At 64.6% G+C, this 19875-nt stretch carries 19 protein-coding genes; 13 read left to right on the top strand and 6 right to left on the bottom strand.

Annotated elements, in window-relative coordinates; genetic code table 11:
• Positions 1-171 precede the first annotated feature (171 nt).
• Positions 172-825: a hypothetical protein gene (locus OHA42_RS18285; protein ID WP_406238627.1), complete on the bottom strand. Its 654-nt coding sequence runs from the start codon at positions 823-825 to the stop codon at positions 172-174.
• 385 nt (positions 826-1210) lie between these two features.
• Complete coding sequence (locus tag OHA42_RS18280; protein WP_406238625.1) at positions 1211-2647, bottom strand: CHAD domain-containing protein; 1437 nt, start codon at positions 2645-2647, stop codon at positions 1211-1213.
• 494 nt (positions 2648-3141) lie between these two features.
• On the opposite strand from OHA42_RS18280, the gene OHA42_RS18275 reads away from it, so the two are divergent.
• The 9 genes from OHA42_RS18275 to OHA42_RS18235 all read left to right on the top strand — a co-directional run bounded on the left by OHA42_RS18275 (position 3142) and on the right by OHA42_RS18235 (position 9926).
• Positions 3142-3903, top strand: a complete 762-nt coding sequence (locus OHA42_RS18275; RefSeq protein ID WP_406238623.1) for a glycosyltransferase — start codon at positions 3142-3144, stop codon at positions 3901-3903.
• A 37-nt stretch (positions 3904-3940) separates the two neighbouring features.
• Positions 3941-4897 carry an acyl-CoA dehydrogenase family protein gene (locus tag OHA42_RS18270; RefSeq protein ID WP_406238621.1) on the top strand — a complete coding sequence of 319 codons (957 nt, stop codon included), beginning with the start codon at positions 3941-3943 and terminating at the stop codon, positions 4895-4897.
• On the top strand, positions 4879-5631 hold the full coding sequence (locus OHA42_RS18265) for a PIG-L deacetylase family protein (RefSeq protein ID WP_406238620.1): 753 nt from the start codon (positions 4879-4881) through the stop codon (positions 5629-5631). Before OHA42_RS18270 ends, OHA42_RS18265 begins: the two co-directional genes overlap by 19 nt.
• On the top strand, positions 5628-6260 hold the full coding sequence (locus tag OHA42_RS18260; protein ID WP_406238619.1) for a class I SAM-dependent DNA methyltransferase: 633 nt from the start codon (positions 5628-5630) through the stop codon (positions 6258-6260). Before OHA42_RS18265 ends, OHA42_RS18260 begins: the two co-directional genes overlap by 4 nt.
• 294 nt (positions 6261-6554) lie before the next feature.
• The gene (locus OHA42_RS18255; protein WP_406238618.1) at positions 6555-7055 is read left to right on the top strand and encodes a hypothetical protein; all 501 of its coding nucleotides are present in this window, start codon (positions 6555-6557) and stop codon (positions 7053-7055) included.
• 215 nt (positions 7056-7270) lie between these two features.
• On the top strand, positions 7271-7645 hold the full coding sequence (locus OHA42_RS18250) for an STAS domain-containing protein (protein ID WP_406238617.1): 375 nt from the start codon (positions 7271-7273) through the stop codon (positions 7643-7645).
• Positions 7646-7924: 279 nt separating this feature from the next.
• On the top strand, positions 7925-8170 hold the full coding sequence (locus OHA42_RS18245) for a hypothetical protein (protein WP_406238616.1): 246 nt from the start codon (positions 7925-7927) through the stop codon (positions 8168-8170).
• Positions 8171-8994: 824 nt separating this feature from the next.
• Entirely contained in the window at positions 8995-9813 is an 819-nt protein-coding gene (locus OHA42_RS18240; protein ID WP_406238615.1) for an SDR family NAD(P)-dependent oxidoreductase, read from the top strand.
• A gap of 35 nt (positions 9814-9848) precedes the next feature.
• Positions 9849-9926 (top strand): 50S ribosomal protein bL37, encoded by a 78-nt coding sequence (locus OHA42_RS18235; RefSeq protein WP_406239453.1) that lies wholly within the window; start codon positions 9849-9851, stop codon positions 9924-9926.
• 608 nt (positions 9927-10534) lie between these two features.
• On the opposite strand, the gene OHA42_RS18230 is transcribed toward OHA42_RS18235, so the two are convergent.
• Entirely contained in the window at positions 10535-10999 is a 465-nt protein-coding gene (locus OHA42_RS18230) for a GbsR/MarR family transcriptional regulator (RefSeq protein ID WP_406238614.1), read from the bottom strand.
• Positions 11000-11075: 76 nt separating this feature from the next.
• Between OHA42_RS18230 and OHA42_RS18225 the strand changes: the two genes are divergently transcribed.
• Positions 11076-11984 (top strand): ABC transporter ATP-binding protein, encoded by a 909-nt coding sequence (locus tag OHA42_RS18225; protein ID WP_406238613.1) that lies wholly within the window; start codon positions 11076-11078, stop codon positions 11982-11984.
• 34 nt (positions 11985-12018) lie between these two features.
• A complete protein-coding gene (locus OHA42_RS18220; protein ID WP_406239451.1) occupies positions 12019-12804 on the top strand; it encodes an ABC transporter permease subunit in 786 nt (261 codons plus the stop codon).
• Positions 12805-13204: 400 nt separating this feature from the next.
• Here OHA42_RS18220 and OHA42_RS18215 read toward each other — a convergent pair whose 3' ends face one another.
• A complete protein-coding gene (locus OHA42_RS18215) occupies positions 13205-13678 on the bottom strand; it encodes a nitroreductase/quinone reductase family protein (protein ID WP_406238612.1) in 474 nt (157 codons plus the stop codon).
• Positions 13679-14236: 558 nt separating this feature from the next.
• Between OHA42_RS18215 and OHA42_RS18210 the strand changes: the two genes are divergently transcribed.
• On the top strand, positions 14237-15730 hold the full coding sequence (locus OHA42_RS18210; protein ID WP_406238611.1) for a cation:proton antiporter: 1494 nt from the start codon (positions 14237-14239) through the stop codon (positions 15728-15730).
• A gap of 390 nt (positions 15731-16120) precedes the next feature.
• Here OHA42_RS18210 and OHA42_RS18205 read toward each other — a convergent pair whose 3' ends face one another.
• Complete coding sequence (locus OHA42_RS18205) at positions 16121-18058, bottom strand: potassium transporter Kup (RefSeq protein WP_406238610.1); 1938 nt, start codon at positions 18056-18058, stop codon at positions 16121-16123.
• Between the two features lie 147 nt (positions 18059-18205).
• Between OHA42_RS18205 and OHA42_RS18200 the strand changes: the two genes are divergently transcribed.
• Positions 18206-18745 (top strand): DUF3558 family protein, encoded by a 540-nt coding sequence (locus tag OHA42_RS18200; protein ID WP_406238609.1) that lies wholly within the window; start codon positions 18206-18208, stop codon positions 18743-18745.
• A gap of 117 nt (positions 18746-18862) precedes the next feature.
• On the opposite strand, the gene OHA42_RS18195 is transcribed toward OHA42_RS18200, so the two are convergent.
• Positions 18863-19834 (bottom strand): magnesium transporter CorA family protein, encoded by a 972-nt coding sequence (locus tag OHA42_RS18195; protein ID WP_406238608.1) that lies wholly within the window; start codon positions 19832-19834, stop codon positions 18863-18865.
• Positions 19835-19875: the final 41 nt, after the last annotated feature.

Genomic DNA, 19875 nt, shown 5'->3' with positions numbered 1-19875 from the left:
CGGCGAGGTTCTGCACAGATTGCTGCAGGAGGCCCGTCGGGGTGGCATCTCGAGCTGATTTCCGGGCCGTTGCCCCAGCCCGGGTCGCGGTTTTGGTGGCCCGGGCGGCAGTGCCGGTGGCCACCTTGCCGACCCCGGCCGTCGCATCGCGCAATGTCTTCGCCATCGACCTCATCTCCTCGTGCGTCGCACGGGTGCTTCGTCGGTGTCGGACCGACTACGGCGTCGGACGGATGAAGTCGGTTTGCGATCCCCGGACGCGGACCTACGGACCGAGCCCCGGGAACCGGTTTTCCGCCCGCTGGTGGTCCCCGACCGGCGTGCCCGCGTCCGCGCGGCGGGTCGCCTGGTGTCCTCCTCGTCCGCTTCGTCGTCCTCGTCGTGTCCTTGTTCGGAATCTTCTTCGTCCTCGAGATCCTCGTCCTCGTCGGCCGACGCTTGCTCGTCACCCCGTGTCGGTTGTTCGTCGGACTCGTCTTCGTCGGAATCCGTTTCTCGCGACTCGTCGCGATCCTCCTTGTCCGCCAGGAGCGTCGAGCCCTGCTCCAACCGGGCGTTGAACGCGTCGATGCGGTTGCTCGCGGCGGTGACCGCGGCCGACCGGACTGCGTCCAGTAACTCGCCGCGAACAGTGTCGGTGAGCTGGGTCAGCTGCGGCGACGATTTGAGCAACGAAGTCCCCTGCTTCAGCAGCTCCGCGGGCACTCCCGAGGACCGCCTGGACATTGCGGCACCGGCCATCATCAACGCAAAGCGCATTTTGTGCGTGCGGCCCAGCAGGTACCCGATGCCCACCCCTATCGCAACTCTTGTTCCGCCTTTCATGCTCACTCCTTGCTCGCTCGACTGCCACTGCACTGATGCGACCCGGGTTGGTCGAGCCATGACACCCGTATGAGTGGGGTAGACCACATTGAAATGGCCGCATCTCAGCGTATGCCTAGTTACCGGATGGGTCGATGGGGTCTGCCTGCGAAGATCCGTGAATGGCCAGGAGCCGGGTCGCCTTCCCAGCGACCCCCAACGGGTCGGGAGTCGTTCGACCAGTCGGACAGAATTTCGGAAAAGTTCGCGAATTACGTCGATGACGGCAACACTCCAACGCAGGTGACAGCACGCAGCCACCAAGGAGCGATCATGGTCCCTCAGTACGTTCTTTTGGTTGGACAATCCCGCCGAGAAGCCGCGGCAGTGCAGCGGGAGGCTGTACCTATTCGCCTCCGGCAACTTCCGCGACACTCTGGCGCGCGCTCTCACTGGCGTGCATCTCGTTCGCGTACAGCAGGCCGTAGGTGAATCCGTTCTCGCCGCCTGCCGTCCCCGCTGCTGTAGCGGTTCGCCACAGGAATTCGGTCGACACGACGCTGTCGTTGCAGTCGCCGAGTAGGCGCTGAATCTTCTTGTAGTACTTGATGTTCGACTTTGCACGCGCGGGCTTTCGAAGGGGTTCGTACAATTCGGCGGCGTAGCGTGCACGCTTGGCGGCTTTACGCGCGCGGTGCAGCGATTCGTGTCGCTGGTTGCGCAACGCGGTCATCAACCGGCGGTCGGCCTTATCCGCGGCCCGGCGGGCCCGCTTGACGAGTTGGCGCCGCCGGATCCGTCGCTCGATCGGCGGCTGCGATTTCCATGTCTGCAGGGTCGCGAGCAGTCGCAGGTAGCGGGGCGAGTTCATTGCCTCAGCGAGAGCATTGCGGCTCGGCAACTGCCGATCCAGCAGCGTCGCATCGATTCGCGCAGCGACGGGACCCAAGATGAGTTCGGGCGGTAGGGCGTTGAGTTCATCGGCGAGGCGTCGGCGTTGGACGTGGCAATCGCGTATGTCGCCGAGCAGCGCTGCGTACCATTTCAGCTCGTTGTCGATCTCGCCGATGGCGCAGCGATCCAGCAGCTTGCCGAACACGCGTAGCGTGCTGCGCAGTCGCCGCGTCGCGACACGGGTGTCGTGGATTGGTTCCTCGCCTCGGCGTAGCCCGACATCGCCAACGAAGATCAGGTCGATCTGTGTGGTCATGTATTCGTGCAGGGCATGTTCCGCACGCGAACTGGTGACGGCCGGTCCGGATCGCTCCGGCAGTACATGAGACAGCTTGGAGGGATAGCTCGACTCGCGTGCGCCTGCTTCGGCGAGCCGGTCCCGCAATATCGCGGGGACTTTGTTGGTGTGCGGGCCGAGTTCGACCTCGACCTCACGCCACGCGACCAGTTCCGCAGGCCGGTCAGCGACGGTCGAGTCCACAGTGTCGTCGTCGATCTCGACGATCAGTTCGCCGTCCGAACCGAGGATGCGGTGACGGCGGCGCAATGTGTGAACCCTGGCGACCGCATTCAACGGCCTACCCAGCGCGGCGCCGTTGACGACCTCGGCGAGTTCATGTGGCAGCTCGTCCGACAGCTGGGCGGTTACTTCGACGCGACCATGCGAGTGGGGGATCTTCAGCTGCCAGCCGGATTCGTCGTCTCCCTCACGGCGACGCAACGTCAGGTCGTGGGCGAGGAGGTCTCGCTCGGCGGTGTCGAAGTAGGTACTGGTCAGCTCGACCGGCGCCTCCTCGATGCGGCTATTCGCGACAAGGTCGTCGAGCCTCGGAAGAGTGAAGTCCCGGTCGACCGCCCATTTGCTTTCACGTTCGAGTACGTCCTTCATGCGTTAGCGCATTCCCCGCAAACCGCACGTCAAACAGGGAAAAGCGATCTCGGTTGCCGCTGATCGCGCCGCAAGCTTCCCGGCTTGTTCGCCAGAGTTGGAATCGCGATCCGGTAAGCCTCGTAGTACCGCCGGACTCGCGGTATTCTCCGGTGCGACAGCCGCTGTCGCGCTCATCGCATACCTCGAAGCGGCTCACCGCACACCTGTACTCGTTCTCCTTCGCGCCCTACCACGACTGGTACACGCGGTATCCAGGGCGGTCAGAGATCCTCGACTACCTGCGTCGCATCGCCACCGAACACAGGCTCGTCACGTCGCCACTCGAGCTTTGCGGTTCGGGCATTCCCCGCAACAAGACTCGTTGCCACCGTAGGAGATCGCGATCGGCTTCGGGTCATCGTGGACTACTTCGGTTGTGGGTGTCGCGCGCACCGGCTACCCACATGTGACGCTGGCTGTTTGCTCGCCGAGTCGCGGGGTAGCCGGGAACCATGAGCGACTCGGGATACGATGGTGCCCGTTTCCTGGACGCCGACCGGCACGAGAATGCCTGCGTGATCGCTCGAGTTCTGGTGGTCGTTCCGGTTCGGGATGAAGAGCGGCTGTTGCCTGCCTGTCTGACGGCGCTGGCACGCGCGGCGGAGCGGGTGGATGTTCCGGTTCGGATCCAGCTCGTCCTGGACGCGTGTACCGACGCCTCCGCGCGGGTACCGACCTCGAACGTCGAGGTGATGGAGATCGACGAACGCAACGTCGGCGCGGCCCGTTCGCTGGGTTTCGCCGAGGCAGGCGCGACCTGTGGGGCCGAGACCTGGTTCGCCACCACCGACGCAGACTCCGAGGTCGATGACTCGTGGTTGCGGGCGCAGCTGGGATACGCGCGAAATGACAGCGATGTCGTCGCCGGGGTCGTCGGTGTGCGGAGCTGGGCCGATCACACGGCAGCCACCCGGCGCACCTACGAGAAGCAATATCCCTCGACCGGAGCGCACGGCCACGTGCACGGTGCGAATCTCGGTTTTCGAGCCGACACGTATTGGCGGATCGGTGGCTTTCGGCACCTGCGCACTGGTGAGGACATCGAGATGGTGTCGCGCATGATCGCCGCTGATGCGCGGGTCACGTGGGCCGATGACGTGGTCGTCACTACCTCGGCGCGGCGAATCGGGCGTGCACCGCACGGATTCGCCGACCACATACGACGCATCGAACGAGCCGTGAACCCCTATCGGAAGGAGAGCCGAAGTGCCTGACATCGCCGAACAGGTTCTCCGCCGTTCCACTGGCACGGTGTCGAATACCCTACGTGGACTGGCACATTCGGGTCGGCTCGAACTGCCGTATCCCGGATCGGGCCGAACTGCCGAGCGCTGGCGCATGCTGGCCGAATTGGCGTTCGAGAACACGGTGGTGGGACGGCTGGCAGAAGCGCACGTCGATGCGGACGCGATACTCGCCGAGCTCGGAGGCCACGGTGTGGCCCGCGGTCAGATCTGGGGAGTATGGGCGGCCGAGCCACCGAAGCCGGTGTTGCAGGCGCGATTCGATCCCGGCGGTTGGACCGTGACGGGTCGCAAGCTGTGGTGTTCGGGAGCGACCATCTGTACCCATGCGCTCGTCACCGCCCGGGTGGGGAATGAACGCAGGCTGTTCGCCGTCGACCTCGGACAGCCCTCGGTTCGATCTGTGCCTGGTACCTGGCATGCCGTCGGTATGCGGGAATCCGACTCCGGTGCAGTAGATTTCGATGAAGTCCCGGCCGAATCCATCGGCGAACCCGGCGCCTACCTGGCGCGTCCCGGCTTCTGGCACGGCGCGATCGGGGTGGCCGCGTGCTGGTACGGCAGCGCCTGCGCCATCGCCGGGATGTTGCATGACTGTGTCGCTGCCGGCAAGGCCGACGAGCATGCCTCGGCGCATCTCGGCGCGGTGCTGAGCGGACTGTATGCCGCCGGGTTGTGCGTGACCGACGCCGCGCACCGGATCGACGAAGACCCCCTCGATGCGTCGGCGACGGCACGGCTGCGCGCCAGGACCGTGCGCGCGGTGGTCGAAGACGCGGCCACCACGACCATCGATCGTGTCGGGCGCGCACTCGGCGCTGGTCCACTGTGCGCGGATGCCGAGCATGCACAGCGTGTCGCCGACCTCACCGTCTACCTCCGCCAGAGTCATGCGGAGCGAGACCTGGCCGATCTCGGCCGCGATTACGCGGAAAAGGAGTTCTCATGGTTGCCGAGCCGATGATCGATCTTGCTGTTCGCGGTACTCCGGAGGATTTCTGGTCGCCGTGGCGGCATCGTCGCCGCGAACTGTCCCTCGCCGGGTGGCGACACTTGGTCGTCGTTGCGCCGCATCCCGACGACGAGATACTCGGCGCCGGTGGTTTGATCGCGTTGGCGCGCTCGAGCGATGTGCCGGTCACGGTGGTCACCGTGACCGACGGAGAAGCTTCACATCCCGGTTCGCCCACCTGTTCGCCGACCGAACTCGCCGATCTACGTGTCGAGGAATCTCGGCGTGCGGCAGCCGAACTGGGTATCGGACCACCCATTCGGCTCCGAATCGGCGACGGCGCCGTAGCGGCACAGCAAGCGGCGGTGACCGATGCCCTCGCGGAGATCCTCACTGCATGCGGGCGCATCGGCGCCTGGTGTGCGACGACCTGGCGGCGTGACGGTCACCCCGACCACGAAGCCGTCGGCCGGGCCGCGGCCGCGGCGTGCGCCGGAACCGCGACCCGATTGCTCGAATTTCCGGTGTGGATGTGGCACTGGGCGACTCCCGAACACCCCCTGGTCCTCGTGACCCGCGTGCGGACGTTGACGCTGCCGGAGGCCGTCATCAACGCCAAGTCGCGCGCGATCGCGCACTTCCGCAGCCAGACCAGCGCTCTGTCGGAGGATCCCGCCGACCAACCGATTCTGCCGCCGCACCTGCTCGACCGCTTCACCGGTTCGACGGAAACGTTCTTCTTATGAGCGAGACACGCCTGACCGCAGGCCATTTCGACGACATGTACGCCCGCGATTCCGATCCGTGGGGGTTCACCACGCGCTGGTATGAACAGCGCAAGCGGGCACTGACCTTGGCGGCACTACCGAAGCCGCACTACCGCTATGCATTCGAACCCGGCTGCTCGATAGGCAACCTCTCCGCCGAACTCACCACCCGTTGCGATCGACTGGTGTGCACCGATGTGGTGGCGCAGGCGCTCGATTCGGCCAAGGCCCGGGTCGAGCGCCTGCCCTACTCCACGCGAGGAACCGTCGAATTCCGCCGCTGGGCACTCGGCGAGGAATGGGTCGACGAGCGATTCGACCTGATCGTTTTCAGTGAGGTCTGCTATTACCTCGACACCGCGAGCCTGCGTGCGGTGTTCGACCGCGCCGTCGAACACCTCGAACCCGGCGGCACTGTGCTGTGCGTGCACTGGCGACGAAAAGTGCCGGAGTACCCGATGTCCGGTGATCAGGTCCACGCGATCGCGTGCACTACTCGCGGCTTGTCGACGCTGGCGCACTACCGGGACGAGGACATGTCCATCGATGTCTTCACCGCGGTCGATCACGAGCCGATATCCGTCGCGCAGGCCGAAGGGATCAGGTGACACACCGGCTCGGTAGCCAACCCCTGTGCTCGCTCCCTCTGCAGGTCGTGCACGAAATTTCGATACGCCACCGGCCGTTTACCCAGGCGGCACCGACCGCTGCAATGGCGCGCCGCGAGTAGCCCCGGGCATCCAGCCGCAGCCATTGCCGCTGCCCAGCCATTTCCAGCGAATCGAACCCGCCAGTCTGTTGCTGGGTCGATACTGGTTGGGCACTGCTGTTACCTCACCGCTGTCGGGCAGAGGTAATCCCGTCTGCGTAGCGATGGACTTTCCGAGCGAGGCTAGGGGGTCATGATGCCGCAGTTTCCGACCACTCCGGTTACCAACAAGAGCCTCGGTCTGGACTCCAAATATGCGGTGGTGCGCCAACTGATCGCTTTGGCCGTAGCGCAGGTGCCGGGACACCCCGCGGTGGGGATCACCACCTACCGGCGGGGCGAGCTCGCGGCGATCGCCGCCTTGACGCCGCGCGCGCAACAGTGGGAACAGGCCCAGCTGACCTATCCGGCGGGGCCCGTGTTGGAGTGTTTTGTCACCGCCTGTCCGGTCACGGTGGCCGACCTCATGGCAGAGCACCGCTGGCCGGACTGTATTGCCCGGCTGGTCGTGCTGGGTGTTCGGTCACTGCATTGCCAGCCTTTGATCGCAGGCCGCAACCGCACCGCGTTCGGTGTTCTCACCTTCTACTCGCCTTACCGCACCAGTTTCGGTGGCCCCACCGAACGCATCATCCAAAAGGTGGCGCTTCGGGCCGCGACTATCCTGGCCCGCGACACAGCCATCACAGCGTGAGAACCTGTGCCATGCCTCAGGCCCGCCCCGGTCGCCCGCAGATGAGCACACGCTATGAACCGATGAGCCCGGCGGACCAAGAACGGACTGTTCGACACGTCCAACTCGCCGTTCTCCGCCTCAGTGCCCAACAGCCGCGATGTGTCGCCGGGCGGTGCAGGGGAATGGGGGACGATCGCCGGGCGCTGGGGAGCCCCTGTGACGGAGGAGCTCAGATGATCCACAAAGCCGGCAGAATGGATGCCGAGACCGAAAACCACGACAAATACGGCCCAGTCCTCATTGTCCGAGGAGAAGTAGACGCGCGCACCGCGCCAGGGCTGGTGATCGCGCTCGATCGGGTCCTGCATGACCATCCGGCCCGAGTCCTGGTGGACCTGAGCGAAATCTCGTTCATGGATTCCGCCGGTCTCCAACCACTCATCGACGCAAACAACCTCGCGGGGCCGGACACGGTTTTCGCGGTCATCGCCACGGGCGCAGCGGCACGGCCACTACGCCTGACAGGATTGGACTCGATAGTCGCGATCTACCCGCACCGTGCGATGGCATTGGCCCGCACCGCCGCCGTCCTCACGCCACCGTCGTAAGCCCGACCCCTCAGGCCGGGTGCGGCAGGTGGTGCGAAGCGGAAACGATGCCCGCCGCCCACTTTCACATCCCGGGATTCCTCATGTGCCAGCGAAGTGGCGTGCACCATGTAGCGTCTGGAAACGAGGAACGCCGCTGCGCGGTTGCACGCCGGGGTTCTGGTCGCAGGATTCACCGTCGACGGATTCATACGCACGCTGCGCGTTGACACTGCGGTTCTGTGACCTCGGGACACCCGAATCCGATGGGGTTGCTGTTCCCCTCCCGGGGTCGGCACGGTGCGTAATCCGAACAATTTCGGCAGGATCTGGCGGGCCGCTCGCGGTGAGGCCTTCGCGTGGATCACACCGCGAACCTTCCGCAAGGGCGTCGCTACCAAGGTCGATCGCACTTACAACGACCCCGAGCGCGCGGCCCGCCAGCTGGGCAACACCACCGGTGTGGCCAAAGGGCACTACATCGATATCCCCGAGACGGTACCGGCCAATCGGGACGTTCTCGAGCGATGGGCTCGGGGCGGATGAGCTCGAAATCTGAGATTTTGATGGGATCGGCTCGAATCCGGCCCCGAATCGGACATAAGAAAACCCCTTCCGACCGAGGTCGGAAGGGGTTTATTTGTCGGGATGACAGGATTTGAACCTGCGACCACTTGACCCCCAGGGAACTGGAATGCGTCCCAGGGTGTCCGGCTGGTGCTCTCCCGCCCAGGTCAGAGGCATTTCAACGTCCAGCTCGCATCACCCGGTCCGCCTCGTATCCGCCTCTGTTGGCACGTTCTAGGCACGCTCGATATCACCTCTAACCAGCACGGACAGCGCTGAAGCGGAAGTCGGTGCCACCGCCCACCGATCTCTCTGCCCGACACCGCGGCTATGTGATCGAGCGCCCTCGATCACACCCGGCACTGTCACCGGTTGGAGTGCCCGCCCTCAGCAATGACACACGTCGGCGTGCCGACAGAGCTCGGTTTCTCGATATCGGGAGCACGCCGACAACACCGCAAAGGATCCGTCAAATCGGTCGCGAGCACTTGTCGCCGAGACACGCGGTGGGCTTGAATCGTGGTGTGACCGCAACCTTCGAGCCTCGCTGCGCCTCGCGCCGAGTCCTCGACGTTGCCCGGCACCGCATCGAGCGGATGCCATCCGCCCTGGAGCTTTTCGGCTTCGGCAGTGAGGACGAGCCGCCGAGTCCGGCGTAGCCCGGCCATCAATCCTCGTCGCCGCTGAGCGTGCGACGTTCCACATAACTCCGCGATGTCTGATCGCGAGTTTCCTTCGCGCGCGTCCTCGCGCAACCTCCTGTTCGGTGTCGGATGCGCGCGCTCAATCCTGATGGGAGAACTATGTCCGCAAGCTCGTCCACTGCCCGCACCGTAATGGTGACCGGCGTCGATGGTCGCCTGGGATTTGCCACAGCGCAGCTGCTGATCGACGACGGCGCCACCGTCATTGCACATGTCCTGCAAAAGGATCGTGCCGACGAGACGATGGAACAACTACAGGCCGCGGCCCGTCCCGGTCAGGTGCGCATGGTGCACGCCAACTTCGCGCACCTGGCCGAAGTCGACGAACTCGGTCGCGCGCTCGACGCGGAACTGCCCCGCCTCGACGCGCTGATCAACACCGCCTCCATCGCAGCACCACAAAAACGCACGCACACCGAGGACGGGCACGAATTGACCTTCCAGGTCGACTATCTCGCGCCGGCACGCCTCACCATGGCATTGGCTCCCGCCATCGCGGCAGCTCGGGGACGGATCGTCACAGTGACCTCGAAGCTGCACGTCGGTGGCAATCTCGACTATTCGGATCTGGACCGCAGCCGCGCCATCTACACCCCGCTCGCGATCTACGCGCAGGCCAAGCTGGCTTTGACCATGTTCAGCCGGTCGCTGGCCGAGACCGGACCGCAGGGACTCATCTCGATCAGCGTGCACCCCGCCGACTTCGAGATCGACCTTCCCCAACTGCGCAGCCACCGAACCGCTCCGGTCGACACGGCCGCCTCGCTGCTGGTCACCCTCAGCGCACCGACGACTCCGGTGCTCAACGGCGGCTACTACGAGGGCCCCGAACAAGCGAAACCGGCCGCACTGGTGCGCAATTCGCGTGCACGCACTCGGCTGGCGGTGTGGAGCAACCAGCTCGAGCACGCAGCATAGCCACCGACTCGACCCACACCTGAGGAGACACGACATTGTCCAAGCGCGCCAGTAAGAAACGCGCCCGCCGCAAGAAGAAGGCGAACCACGGCCACCGGCCAGGACAACGCTGATCGCCCGGCACACCCGTGATAGAGCAGCGCGGGTGCGCCGGGATATGGGAGCCGCCGCGCCACCCCGTTTCGGAGTGGCGCGGCGGCTTCGTCGCGACGGACCATAGGTGTTGGGGGAATGACCCGCATGCTTGCGGCATCCGCTGGGGCAGTCGCTGATCCGGCAGGGAACCCCGTAAAGGTTCAGCTGCGTACTGGCAAGGTTCCGTAAAGCCGACCGCCGAGCACTAAGGCCCTCAATTAACGTCCGGAACTGAATTTCGGCGACTACAGACGGCTGCCCCGATGACCGACCTGATGACCTGGCGACACTTCGCACGCTGGTTAGCCACCGCCACGTCGTGGAGATCCTCGATGCCTTGGCGCGCGAGCCCCACCGCGCTGACCGCAACCATCGCGGGCCGCCGCCGTGCGTTGGCACGCGCTGTGCATGTGCTCGCCACAGACGGGCTAGTGACCGCAGACCGCGGCGACAGCTGGGACCGACCGCTCTCGGCGACCGCTCTGCTCCGGATCACCGAGAGGGACGGCGGGTTGCCGAAGCAAAGCTGTTGTGTCACAAGACATCTTGGTGGCACCGCCACTTCTACCACGAGTGCCGCCTCACACTAAGTCCTGCCGTATTGCTGACGCCATCGGTCGATCAGTGGGAGTAGTTCGCGCTCCATATAGTGGTAGAAGTCCTGCATTTCATGCAGACGGACCGCGGTGACGCTGTCAGCGCCCGCGGCGTCGAGCCCTTCTCGGGCCGCCTCACGCATCACCCCCAGCATGGCGTTCTGTTGCGACATCAAACTTGCCCAGGCCCCCTGAGGGAACCGGTAGTGATCGCGGCGACTGCCGGGCGCGGGTACTCGCTCGATCATTCCGGATTGGCCGAGTTGCTTGATGGCGTTCGATACCGCGCCGGTGCTGATCGACAGCTGTTCACACAGATCCGCCGCGGTCATGGAGTCCTGCTGGGTGTACAGCAGCGCCGTCATCACCCGGGCCGTCGCCTTCTGCATCCCGCCCTGGGCCAGGGTCAAGGCCAGCTTCTCGGCCGCGTCGCGGAGCCGCTGTGTGGGGTCCATAGCCCCAGACAATACAGACAACATCCAACAATTCTGAATCTTCACAAATCTCTGAAATTTCGATATATTCTGAGTCATGGACACTGCCATCGAAATCCGCGATCTCACCAAGACCTACGGCACCCGACGCGGATTGACCGGATTGACCCTCGACGTCCGCGCCGGTGAGGTCTTCGGTTACCTGGGACCCAACGGCGCGGGGAAGTCGACCACGATCCGGCTGCTGTTGGACCTGATCCGACCCACGAGCGGGACAGCGACTGTGCTCGGCCTGGATCCGTTGCGCGACGGGGTGGCACTGCGTCGCCGAGTCGGCTATCTGGCAGGCGATTTCGTCGTCGACGGACGTCAGAAGGTGCGTGAATGTCTACGGTTCCTCGGCGCGCTGCGTGGCGGTGTCGCGCCCGCCCGCATCGAAGACCTCGCCGACCAGCTCGGACTGGATCAGAACGCGACGATCAAGAGCCTCTCGAAAGGCAATCGGCAGAAGGTCGGGTTGGTCCAGGCGTTCATGCACACCCCAGAACTGCTCATCCTCGATGAACCGAGCTCCGGACTCGACCCGCTGATGCAGCAGACGTTTCTCGACCTGGTGACCGAGGCGGCAGCGGCCGGTCAGACGGTGTTCATGTCCAGCCACATCATGGACGAAGTCGAAGCAGTCGCCGACCGGATCGCGATCCTGCGTGACGGTGCGCTTGTCGCGCTCGACACCGTTGCCGACCTACGCGCGAGCGCGGTCCGTCGCATCGAAGTCAGCTTCGGCCATCGTGTCCGCATCGAAGAATTCCGTGGCCTGCCCGGAATCACCGAACCGATCCTCGACACCACCGAAACGACACTGCGGGCGCAGCTGACCGGCACGCCCGACGCGCTCATCAAAGCGGCGGCCCGGCACACGGTGACGGCCCTGCACACGACCGAGCCCCACCTCGACGAAATCTTCCATGCCCATTACGCCGCCGCGCCGCAGCCTGCTGCCTGATCGAAATCCCACGGAGACAAGGACTGTGAACGATATGACCACCGTCATGGTGAAAACGCTGCGTGATGGCCGCCGTGCCTTGATCGGCTGGGCTGTGGGCATCACCCTGGCCGCGACCCTGTACGCGAGTTTCTTCCCACAGATGGCCCAGAGCGGCGCCGAGCAGGCCGAAAATCTGCCCGAGGGCTTGCGCGAGGCGCTACGAATGGATGACATCGCGTCCGCGCCAGGCTATCTCGGCTCGACCGTGTTCGGGCTGATCGTCCCGTTGCTGGTGATGTTCTTCGGCGCCGCCACGGGCGCGCGCGCCACCGCCGCCGACGAAGAGGCCGGGACGCTGGACCTGTTGATGGCCTACCCGATCACCCGCACCACTCTCCTGTTGCAGCGCTTCGCCGCACTCGTGCTCATCGCGACCGGAATCAGCGCGGCCGTGTGGCTGGCAATGCTCGCAATCCGCGGCGCCGCCGAGCTCACCGCGGTCAGCCCCGCCCAGTTCGCGGCCCAGTGCCTCAACCTCGCCTTGCTCGCCGTCACTTTCGGTGCTCTCGCCGTCGGACTCGGCGCCGCCACCGGCAGCCGTGGTGTCGTGTTCGCGGTCACCGCCGTTGTCGGCGTCCTGGCCTACGCCGCGCATACCTTCGCCGACCAACTCGGCGTCGGCTGGGCCGCCTACCTGTCACCGTTCCACTACTACCTCGACGGCGAACCGCTGCGACACGGGCTGCAATGGGGCAACAGCGTTGTCTTGCTCGCCGCCTCGGTGGTCCTCGTCGCAGCAGGCACCTATGTGTTCAATAATCGCGACCTGAGCGCCTGACCGCGCTAAACGATCCGGACTGCCGATCACTGTCTCGACAGTTGGGCGCCGACCAGGTGATCGCGACCAGCAAGATCGCCGGTCGCTTCCTCGGAAAGGCGGTGCGCCAACCGGCCGGCCGGCCCGCGTGCACCGCGCCCGCGCACACAGCACAGATCTGGTAGTCGCCGAACGCGCCGTAACCGCGACCGAAGTCGACCACCACCTACGTGACTGCGCGTCGACGCTGCTGGCCGTGCTGCGGGAGCAAACCCGAATCCGGCGTGACGATCCATGCTTGTCGCCGCTCCTGTGCCGAGGACCAAGTGCTGGTGCTACGCGCGGTCCTCGACACAGCACCCGCTAGCCGAGTGCCGAGAAGCTGTCCCGGGTTGATCAGCTCGGATTGGACACCACAGCCTCAGCTGTCCTGGTGGATCCGGAATTTGACCATCACCAGCCTCTGGACGGTGTGGCCGGTTGTGTCCTCGATCGTGGACCGCAGCTGCTGCCACCCGTCGGGATCAGCGTAGATGTAGCGTCCCACCACACCACCGGACTCGCTGTCGGACAGTGACGTCGCGACGGCCGCGACATTGCGCCCGACACCGGTTGTGATCCGCACGTGCGGGTCGGCCTGGACGTCGCCATACCAGCGGCCTTTCCTGCCCGACCACGACGCGACAACGAACTCACCGGGCGCGGGTCGGTCCACGACGACGAGAACGACCGACTTACGACCCTTGTTTCGGCGTCCGGTGTATTCCAGACGCAGCAACCGCGTCCCGAACACGAATCCCAGGTGCGCCCGATACAACCAAGTCGGCACGCAGCACAGCCGATTGGTGCGCAACGCAAGTACACCGATCCTGGCCGCGACCTGTGTTGGGCTCAAGCTTTTTCTCCGCGGGTGATGTCGGACCGGGTGCGGGGCCCACCTCTCGTCGACCTCTCCGCACCGTCAGTGGATTCCCACAGCCGGCGTTCGGCAACCCTTGCTCGCGGTGATGTCATGCAAACAGCGAATGCCACACGAACTCCCAGGATCGGCCCAATCCGTGGCTCGGGAACCCGAGCCACGCCGCCAACCAGACTTCCCGGCACTCCGCAAGTAAAGATGCCGTAACCATCCACCAGAAGCAATCCGGTCTACCAACCCACCAGCAGGCTGGGCCGAACAACCCACCCAGCGCTGAGCCGCATTCGACAGGCGAGGGACCGACCGGCCCCGCCCACATGCCCGGATAACAACCCTGGCCACCGAAAAAACTCGGACATTCGTCGTCAAAATCACGTTAGGGTGGTCAGTGGGTGTGCCGGGAAGTCGGGTCGGCGACGTTTCACCGCGCGACCGCTCGAAAGGACCGCCCGTGTCTCCTCCCCAAAGCCGACACGGCCGACCCCTACACCACTCCGCTATACCCCGTAGAGCCGTCTGCACTGGGTCACGCCGGTGAGCACCGCCGAACCATTCGCTCTCGCGGTACTGATCATCGCCATGGTCGGCCTTGCCGCCGTGCTGTCGAATCGGCTCGGAGCATGGCTGCCGATACCAACTCCCGCACTGTTCCTGATCGGCGCGGCCGCAGCCTCCGACATCTGGCCCGAACTCGGGCGCGTGCCGATCAGCGCCGTCGAACACGTCGCCACGGTCGCGTTGGTGATCATCCTGTTCGACGGCGGCATGCAAATCGGCTGGCACCGATTCCGGTCCGCTGCCGGCGCGATCGTCTGGATCGGCGTGGCCGGAACCCTGGTGACCGCAGCAGCTCTCGCCGCGGCCGCGCACCTAGTGTTCGGCTTGGACTGGCGGATCGCGCTCCTGCTCGGCACCGCCCTCGCACCGACCGATCCAGCGGTGGTGTTCTCGGTACTGGGCAACCGCGAAATCTCCGGCCGCAGTGGAGTACTGCTGAAAGGCGAGTCCGGCGCCAACGACCCCGTCGGTATCGCGCTACTGATCGCCCTGCTGGGCACCACCACCTTCGACGCCCATGCTGTCGTGCACGCGACCGGCGAATTCACACTGCAAATGCTCGTCGGTGCCGCCATCGGTATCACCGGTGGACTCAGCCTGCTGTGGTTCATGCGTCGCATACCACTGCCCGCCGCCGGCCTCTACTCCCTACGAGTCCTGATGTGCGCCTTGGCAATCTATGGCCTGGCCACTCTCGCACACGGATCCGGATTCCTCGCCGTACTCGTAGCGGGCATCGTCATCGGCGATCAACGCGCACCCTACAAAACCGACATCACACGATTCCACTCCGCATTGGCCAACCTCGCCGAGATCGTCGTCTTCGTCATGCTCGGCCTCACCATCCAACTCGCTGGCCCGAACGGCATCACACAGGGTGGCGCGTGGCTGATCGGTCTCGGCCTCGCCGCCCTGCTGACCCTGGTCATTCGACCGCTACTCGTCGGCGCGCTGCTGTGGAAAGTAGAACTCACCCGCGGCGAGCGGGGATTCGTACTGTGGACCGGCCTCAAAGGCGCGGTCCCGATCCTGCTCGGCACTTTCATCGTGCACGCAGGCGTCACAGACAGCCACCGCGCCTACGAGATCATCTTCATCGTCGTCGCGTTCTCCGTCATCGTCCAAGGCGGCCTCGTTCCCGCACTCGCCCACCGGCTCGGCGTACCTCTGCGCACCATCGACCCGGAACCATGGGGCATCGGAGTGCGGTTCCGGCACGAGCCCCACGAACTACACCGCTACACCATCACCCCCGGCTCGCTCGCCGACGGCAGCACCCTCGCCGACCTCCCCACCGACGGCATCTGGATCAGCCTCATCATCCGCGAGGGCCGACTCGTCGCCGGAACCGCCGACACCACACTCCACGCCAACGACGAAGTCCTCGTCATCCTCCCCGACCCACACACCGACCCGCGCATCACCGCCATCTTCACCGAACCCACCCAACTCCCACCCGACAAACCCTGACACCAGTATCTGATCAATGGTTGGTATCGGGTAGTTACCGGTCGCGATGCCCATGCCTTCGAAGGCAATGGCGAACGCGTTCACTGCTGGCTTCCACCTCATCGCCCATCATGCGCGCACGCTGCTGGTGGGGTCCGGCGATCGGGTCATCTGAGACAGGCACTTCAGTGCGTCCTACGGTCGGGAAGTCCCCATGAGCGCGGATCACACACCGGGAGCGGGCGTTCAATGATCTGATTGCGTTGGCGGAGTAGATGATCCGCTGGATGTCGACGTCGTGGTCGAGGAATGTCATCGACCCACGAGTTGTGCCACAGTGTCCTGGGTCGAGCCTGCGCAGCAATGCCCCCGGCCCACTCGCTGTCCGGCCGGTGGGCGGAATCCCTTGTCCTACACCTCGACCTGCGAACCCATGATCACGGTCCGCTCGCCGGGCAGGCCGAAGTACTCCGCAGCATCGGCAGTGATGTAGGACGTGGCAATGAACAGGCGTTTGCGCCATGGCGCCATCGTGTGGGCCGGGCCTTTTTTGAGCTCGATCTTCGACAGGAAATAGGAAGCGCCGTCGACCGATATCGGCCCTTCGGTTTTCGTGGGATCGAGCAGACGTAGCGCGTGCGGAACATTCGGGGTTTCCATGTAACCGAAATGCGCTGTCACGTGGATGATTCCGTCTTCGCCGTAGCCGAGTGCGTCGATCTCCGTCCGTTCCGCATCCGGCACACGCGGCACCGGCAGCGTGTCGATCGCCAGGATCACCACGTGTTCGTGCAGCACGCGATTGTGTTCGACATTGGCTCGCATCGCCAGCGGCGTGGTCTCTTTGCCGCGGTTGAGGAATACCGCGGTGCCGGGAATCCGTACCAGCGGTGGCTCATAGCGCGGCAACTGGTCGATGAATGAGCGCAGTGGTCCTTCGACCTGTTCCCTTGCGCTAGTGACGATTTCACGCCCGCGCGCCCAGGTGATCATCACGGTGAACGCGGTGAGACCGATCAACAACGGCAGCCACGCCCCATGCACCAGTTTGGTGAGGTTCGCCGCCAAGAACATCGCGTCGACCGTCAGCAAAGAGATGCCGCCGAGCAGGACCAGCCACAGCGGAGTGCCCCACTTGGTTCGGGCGACGTAGAAGAACAGCAACGTCGTGATGGTGATCGTCGCAGTCACCGCCATACCGAACGCGAATGCCAGGGCCGCCGAGGTTTGGAAGGCGAAAACCAGCGTGAGCACCGACACCATCAGCATCCAGTTGATCCACGGAACGTAGATCTGCCCGATCGTCGACTCCGACGTGTGCTCGACACGCAATCTCGGCAGGTAACCGAGCTGGGCCGCCTGCGACGCCACCGAGAACGCTCCGGTGATCACTGCCTGCGAAGCGATCACTGTCGCGGCCGTCGCCAACAGCACCAACGGCAACCGCGCCCAGCCGGGAGCGAGCAGAAAGAATGGACTACTCACCGCGGTCTGATCACCGAGAAGCAGCGCACCCTGACCAAGGTAGCTCAGCGCGCACGCCGGCAGCACAAGCCCGAGCCAGCCGCGGGTGATCGCTTTCCTGCCGAAATGGCCCATATCGGCATACAGCGCCTCCGCACCAGTAACCGCCAGTACGACCGCGGCCAGCGCGAAGAAGGCAATTCCGAAGTGCCCGAACATGAAGCTCAGCGCGTAGGTCGGCGACAGCGCCTTCAGGATCTCCGGGTGCCGGGCGATACCGGACACACCCAAAGCACCGATCGTGACGAACCAAAGAATCATCACGGGGCCGAATAGTCGACCGACCGCGGCTGTGCCGTGGCGCTGTACCGAGAACAGCGCGACGATGATCACCACCGTGATCGGAATGATCAGATTCTCGAATCCCGGCGAGACGATCTTCAAGCCTTCCACCGCTGATAGCACCGAAATCGCGGGCGTGATCATGCTGTCGCCGAAAAATAGTGCGGCACCGAAGATCCCGAGTCCGGCAAGCATCGCGGCGGCACGCCGCCCGCGTGTCCCGCCCAACTGCCGCAGCAAGGTGATCAGCGCCATGATGCCGCCCTCGCCGTCGTTGTCCGCGCGCATCACCAGCGAGATATAGGTCAGCGTGACGATGATCATCACCGACCAGAAGATCAGCGACACAACGCCGTATACGTTGTCGGTGCTGATCGGCACCGGGTGTGGATCGTCAGGGTTGAAGACCGTCTGAATGGTGTAGATGGGGCTGGTCCCGATATCGCCGAACACCACCCCGAGCGCGCCGACGATGACCGCCGCCCGAACGGTTCCGCCACCGGTGATGTGAGTCGACGGACCGACTTCTGCGTCGATATTCATTGTGCGCTCCTCGTCTACGGGCTCCGCACCATATCGTGCCGCGGTTAACCAGTAGGGCGGGGTATCAACACAGGCGCGACGTGTACCGCTGACGATAGCCTGTCCGGAGCATTCGAATTCGACTGACTCGAGGCGAACGGAGGGACCGTGACAGCCTTCTCACCACGCGACGCTGGAGTGGCCGTCATCGCAGTGGCCGCGTTACTGACGGGATGCTCGTCGGACCCCGCGCCGAAAGCGGTATCCGCAGCCGAGGTCAACCCGCTGACACAGTGCGAACCGCTCACCAACGAGCAAATCCAGCAAGCCGTCCACGCCGATACCCTCACCGCGCACACCACACCTCCCGTGTGCACATGGCAGGCCGAACGCGCCGGCGTGGAAACAGATCTCACCCTCACCTTCACCTTCACCGAACACGACTCACTGCAACAAATATGGGATCGCGCCCGCGAGGACGGCTACGACACCGAGCACCTGACGGTCACCAGGGAAGCGCTCGGGACCACCATCACCGCCACCGGAATCTATGTACGAGACCCGCGCGATCTCGGATACTGCCAAGTCTCCGTGGCACTCAACGGGACGATCACCTGGCGAGTCCAAAACCCCTCGCACACCCCGGCACCGGACCCGTGCGCCATCGCACTCGAACTAGCCACGCTGACCATCGACCTCTCGCCCTAGCCGCCGCGAAGTCACCTCTTGGATGTGTAGCGAACGGGCAGATCGCCCCTTTTCCTACCTCGGCTCGCGAGCCCGGGGGCACGGCGCGCTCGCACGGCAGGCCGGAAGTGCGTTGTGTCAGAGCCAGTCGCGGAGCTTGAACATCCAATACAAGGTGCCGGAGATGACGACGATGGCAATTGTGGACGCCCAAAATCCCCAGGCATGCTCGAATCCGGGATAGGGCACGTTCTGGCCGTAAAAGCCGGTGATCGCGGTGGGTACAGCGATGATCGCAGCCCAACTGGTGACCTTCTTCATGATCGCGTTGAGCCGGTTGCCCTGCAGAGTCAGCTGCGTCTCCCGGATTGTCGTGACCAGATCACGCAGAGACTCGGTCCACTCGGCCGCACGCAGGATGTGATCGTAAACATCCTGGTAGTAAGGCATCATCGCGTCGTCGACGATGTGGAGGTCGCGGCGCATCACCGCATTCGCCAATTCCCGCATCGGCAGCACCACCCGCCGCAATGTGACCAGACTCTTGCGTAAGCGCAGCGAACGGCGCTGCAGCTCACGGTAGTCGGCATGATCGGCGAAAACGAGATCTTCGAGGGCTTCTATCTGCTCGTCCAGCGCCTGCACCGCCTCGAAGTGGCTGTCCACGACGTAGTCCAGCAACCCGTGCACCAAGAACCCCACCCCGCTCTTGGCGAGCTCGGATGCGGAGTCCCACCGCCGTACGACCTCTTCGATGTCGAAGTTCTCGTCTTTGCGGACGGTGACCAGAGCCCTCGGGGTAACGAACGCGGCCACCTCGTACTTATCGAGCACCCCGGTGCTGGTGTCCAGGCGCACAGTGTAGGCGGTCAGGAACGCGTGGGTGTCGTAGCGGTCGAGCTTGGGCCGTTGGTGCTGATGGACCGCGTCCTCCACCGCGAGCTCATGCAAGCTCAGCTCCTCGCTGATGGTCGCCAAGTCTTCCGCAGTCGGGGAACACATGTCCAGCCACACTGTCGCGGTCGAATCACCCAGATAGTCCGAAACTTCCGCCGCCGGGAAGTTCTCGGATTCCAGGACACCGTTGCGGTACAGACGAGTGCGCGCCATACCCGCAGACGCTAGTCGCCCTGCGTGAGTCTCCTTACCAA

This window comes from Nocardia sp. NBC_01009, assembly GCF_045208035.1.
Classification (GTDB): domain Bacteria; phylum Actinomycetota; class Actinomycetes; order Mycobacteriales; family Mycobacteriaceae; genus Nocardia.
Note: the sequence above shows the minus strand (reverse complement) of the source record. Positions and strands in the feature narration are given on the sequence as shown.